Source organism: Bellilinea sp., assembly GCF_034432615.1.
In the GTDB taxonomy this organism is placed as follows: Bacteria; Chloroflexota; Anaerolineae; order Anaerolineales; family Anaerolineaceae; genus Bellilinea.
On record NZ_DAOUBL010000356.1, the window covers coordinates 1 to 4,816 of the forward strand.

Annotated in this window: 3 protein-coding genes; all 3 read left to right on the top strand. The window is 58.2% G+C overall.

Translation table 11 applies throughout. The annotated features are described in order from the left end of the window. Nucleotides 1-258 precede the first annotated feature (258 nt). Nucleotides 259-1,338, top strand: a complete 1,080-nt coding sequence (locus VAE48_RS15990; RefSeq protein ID WP_322794338.1) for a zinc ribbon domain-containing protein — start codon at nt 259-261, stop codon at nt 1,336-1,338. Between the two features lie 122 nt (nt 1,339-1,460). Next, nucleotides 1,461-4,241 (top strand): 2-oxoglutarate dehydrogenase E1 component, encoded by a 2,781-nt coding sequence (locus tag VAE48_RS15995; protein WP_322794339.1) that lies wholly within the window; start codon nt 1,461-1,463, stop codon nt 4,239-4,241. Further along, the coding region (locus VAE48_RS16000) for a biotin/lipoyl-containing protein (RefSeq protein WP_322794340.1) at nt 4,242-4,816 on the top strand (575 nt) is incomplete at its 3' end.

Genomic DNA, 4,816 nt, shown 5'->3' on the forward strand with positions numbered 1-4,816 from the left:
CGCCAGTCCACAGCTCTGGCTGCAAACGGCCGTCCAGTTCACCCCCATGATGACCTTGCGCAGCGGGACGGGTTCGGCGGGTAAAGTATTCAATAAAGTTTTGATCAGTTGCATGGTGTCCCTCCCTTCGAGATTATACTCCGGTTCGTCAGGAGGATGGGGTGAAGATGATTACTTAAACCGGTTGGGTGAAAACTCAAAACTTAGGTAAACTTAAATGGTTGAACCGATTGATCAAAAATATCAGGAGAAGCAACTGTGGCGCGAAAATCGCTCGGCTTTACTCAACTCGAATGGACCTGTCCGCGTTGTGCAACCCGCAACCCGGGTGTGGAAAAGGTTTGTCTTGGCTGCGGTGCGCCGCAGCCGGAAGATGTGAAATTTGAACAACCCCTTGAACAGGAATTGATTACCGGCGGGGAAGCCCAAAAAATTGCCGCGCAAAAACCGGATATTCACTGCGGTTTTTGCGGCACCCGCAACCCGGCGGATGCCGAAACCTGCCGTCAATGCGGCGCAGATTTGAAAGAGGGCACTCAGCGCAAGACCGGTGAGGTGGTTGGGGCTTTTTCAACCGCACCTGTTGAAAATGTGGCCTGCCCGGCATGCGGTTCGCTCAACCCGGCGGCTGCCCGTTATTGCCGTAGCTGCGGCGCGCCGCTGTCCAAAACTCCGCCGCCTGCGCCGGCCGCTGCCCCGCCTAAAGCCCGTTCGCGCACCGGTTTGATGGTGGCTGTTGCGGTTGTCATCGTGGCGGTGATCGGCTGCCTGCTGGCCATCAGCGGGGTTTTCAACCGCACCAGTGAAGTGGTCGGGACGGTTGAGTCCGCCGTCTGGCAGACCCGTCTGGTGGTGGAGGCTTTACAGCCCGTGGAGCGCGCCGATTGGCGCGAAAATCTGCCGTCTGCTGCGCAAGTACTCAGCTGTGAATACCGCTATGCCTTCACTTCGGACGAACCCCAGCCGGTGGCAACCGAAGTGTGCGGTACACCCTACACCGTGGATCAGGGCACCGGTTTTGGCGAGGTGGTGCAGGACTGTGTTTATCAGGTCTATGCCGAATACTGTCGTTATTCCATTCTGGATTGGAGCGAAGCGGATGTTTTGACGTTGAGCGGTTCTGACCGAAATCCGGTCTTCCCTCAACCGCAATTGGGCAGCGATCAGCGGATTGGTTCTCAGCAGGCAGTGTATCAAATTATCTTTCGTGCCGATGGTGAAACCTACACCTATGAAACCGGCGATTTGTCCCTCTTCCAGCAGGCGCAACTCGGCAGCCGTTGGATTCTGGATGTCAACAGCCGCGGAAAAGTGGTCCGCATTCAAGCCGAGCGTTGAGCTTTCAGCAAGCCGAACGGTTGTGCAACCTTATTCAATTCATGCGAGTTCGGTTGACAGCCGCCAGTCACGACCGGTAAGATTAGGATGAATCAAGCCGGCAGGTAAAGGGAGAAGGCAGCATGGACTGGCAAGAATTTAGCGGATACAATCAGGCCTATTTACAGGATTTATACGAAAAATATTGCGAGGATCCGCTTGCCGTTGATGAAAACCTGCGCGCTTTTTTTGACCGCTTTCCACCCACGGATGATGGGAAGGCTAAAGTATCTCATCTGCCTGCTGCCGACGAGGAAGGGTTTTCACTGGAAAAGGCAGTGGCGGTGGGGCGTCTGGCCGAGTCCATCCGCCAATACGGGCACTTCAACGCCCGTTTAGACCCGTTGGGTTCGCAGCCGCCCGGCGACCCATGGCTGAACGAAGCCACCTACGGGCTGACGGTTGAGGAATTATCGGCACTGCCGGCCAGTCTGGTGGGGGAGGTGGGTGTTCAACGCAGCCAGAACGCCCGGCAAGCCATTCAGCGGCTGCGTTCATTGTACAGCGGAACCATTGGCCACGATTATTTGCAAATCCGCGCCCCGGAGGAACGCAACTGGCTGCGGCAGGCCGTTGAAGAAGAACGCTACCAGCCCCAATGGACAACCGAAGAGCGGATTGCGTTGTTGGAACGCCTGACCGAAGTAGAGGTGTTTGAGCGGTTTTTACAACGCGCTTTCCCGGGTAAGACCCGCTTCTCCATTGAAGGTGTGGATATGCTGGTGCCGATGCTGGATGAATTGATCCGGCTGGCGGGAGAAGGCGGGATGCGGCATGTGTTGATGGGCATGGCGCACCGCGGGCGCTTGAATGTGCTGGCGCATGTGCTGGGAATGCCCTACGAGAGCATCCTGGCTGAGTTCAAAGACCCGTTGGAACGCCGCCTGCGCAGCGATGACGCGCTGGGGTACAGCGGGGATGTCAAGTATCACCTTGGTGGGAGGCAAGCCGCAGGGGATGAATGCGCGGCGTGTATCGAAATCACGCTGGTACCCAACCCCAGTCATCTGGAAGCGGTCAATCCGGTGGTGGAGGGAATGGCGCGCGCGGCTGGCAGCCAGCCCCACCAGCCCGGCCCACCGCAATTCGACCCGCTGGCGGCTCTGCCGGTTTTGATTCATGGCGACGCGGCCTTCCCCGGGCAGGGGGTGGTTGCCGAAACCTTCAACCTGTATAAACTGGAAGGCTATCACACCGGCGGCACCATCCACATCATCACCAACAACCAGTTGGGTTTCACCACCGACCCGAAAGATGGGCGCAGCACCATTTTTGCCAGTGATCTGGCTAAAGGCTTCCGCGTGCCGATTGTGCATGTCAATGCCGATGATCCGCTGGCCTGTCTTTTAGCAGTGCGCCTGGCATGGGCTTACCGCCAGCGTTTTCACCGCGATTTTGTGATTGACCTGATTGGATACCGCCGGCACGGACATAACGAGGGGGACGAGCCTTCTTTCACCCAGCCGCGCCTGTATGCCATTATCGAGCAGCACCCAACTGTCCGCAGGCAGTGGGCGCAGCGGCTGATCGAAATGGGCGAACTGACCCCCTTGCTGGAAGAAGAAATGATCCTCGGCTGTGAACAACGGCTGCAGGATATTCTGACCGGTCTGGATGTGAACGCCGCGCTGAATGGGCCGGCCGATTTTTCAACGCCGGACCAGCCGGATTTAAACGGCATGGAAACCGCCATCTCTCTTGAAAGGCTGCAAGCCCTCAGCCTTGCTTTGCAGCAACTTCCGGAGAATTTTCACCTGCACCCCAAGCTGACCAAAGCGCGTGAGCGGCGCAACAAATGGCTGGAGGATATTCACTGGCCGGCGATTGACTGGGCGCAGGCCGAAGAACTGGCGTTTGCCTCAATTCTTGAAGAGGGCATCTCTATTCGGATGACCGGGCAGGATGTGCTGCGCGGCACCTTCAGCCAGCGCCATGCCGCCTTGTTTGACCATCAAAGCGGTGAACGCTACATTCCATTGCAAAATTTACCTCAGGCAATGGCATCCTTTGAAATTCACAACAGCCCGCTTTCGGAGCTGGCTGCGTTGGGCTTTGAGTACGGCTACAGCATTCAAGCCCCCGAACGGCTGGTCATCTGGGAAGCGCAGTATGGTGACTTCATCAACGGCGCGCAGGTAATGGTGGATGAATTTATCACCACGGCGCGCGCCAAATGGCTGCTGAAACCCGGGTTGGTGCTGCTGCTGCCGCACGGCTTTGAGGGGCAGGGGCCGGATCATTCCAGCGGCCGCCTTGAGCGGTTTCTCAACCTGTATGCCGATGAAAACCTGCAAGTGGTCAACTGTACCACAGCCGCTCAGTATTTTCACCTGTTGCGCCGACAGGCGCGCCTCATTCAACAATCCCCTTTGCCGCTGGTGGTAATGACCCCCAAGAGTTTGCTGCGTCATCCGCTGGTGGCCTCGGCGGCGGTGGATTTTACGCAGGGTGGATTTCAAGCCCTGTTGGCGGATAGCACCCCGCCTGAACAGGTGGAGCGCGTCCTGCTGTGCAGTGGTAAGGTTGCGGTAGACCTCACGGTCAGTGAAGTGCGCCGTCAAAATCCGCAAACGGCAATCGTGCGGGTGGAACAACTGGCGCCTTTCCCGTCGCAACCGCTTGGCGCGCTTTTACAGTGTTATCCCAATTTGCAGGAAGTGCGCTGGGTGCAGGAAGAACCGCAAAACATGGGCGCGTGGGAGTTTGTGCGTCCGTTTATTGAGGAGGTTTGGGGCAAGCCGCTGCAGGTCATCGGCCGCCCGCGCAGCGCCAGCCCGGCAGAAGGGTCGAACGCCCTGCATCTCTACAATCAGCAGCGGTTGATTTCCCGCGCATTTTCAGCAAACCCGCAAGAGGAGGAGTAGATGAGCATACCGGTCAAAGTCCCCGAAATGGGCGAATCCATTCTGGAAGGCACGATTGGACGCTGGTTGAAAAAAGAGGGCGAGGTGGTGCGCGCCGGTGAAGTGCTGCTGGAGCTGGAAACGGACAAAATCAACCTGGAGGTGAGCGCGCCGGTGGATGGTGTGCTGACCCGCATCGAGAAGCAGGCCGGTGAAACGGTGGGGGTGGGGGAGGTGTTGGGCATGATTGCGCCAGCGGACATGCCTCAGCCGCTGGCTGCCCCGCAGCAGACCGCCGCACAACAGCCCGAATTACCAACTGAAAAGGAAGATATGCCCTCATCAGCCGCAACCCCGCTGGCGCGGAAAATTGCCGAAAAGGAAGGTGTGCCCCTTCAGGAAGTGAGCGGCAGTGGAGCAGGCGGCAGAATCACCCGCGAGGATGTGGTGAACTACCTCAGCCGCCAGAAGTCTGCTGCAGGCGAGCCGGTGAAACCCGCCGAACCGCCCAAAACGCCTGCCCGGCCGATTCAACCTGCGCCGCCAATCGAGCCAGCCTTGACCGGAGAACGGCGTGAGGAGCGCATCCGCATGAG

What these genes read in the sequence shown, in the direction of transcription:
- VAE48_RS15995 (WP_322794339.1), top strand. Translation starts at nt 1,461, where the DNA reads ATGGACTGGCAAGAATTTAGCGGATACAATCAGGCCTATTTACAGGAT.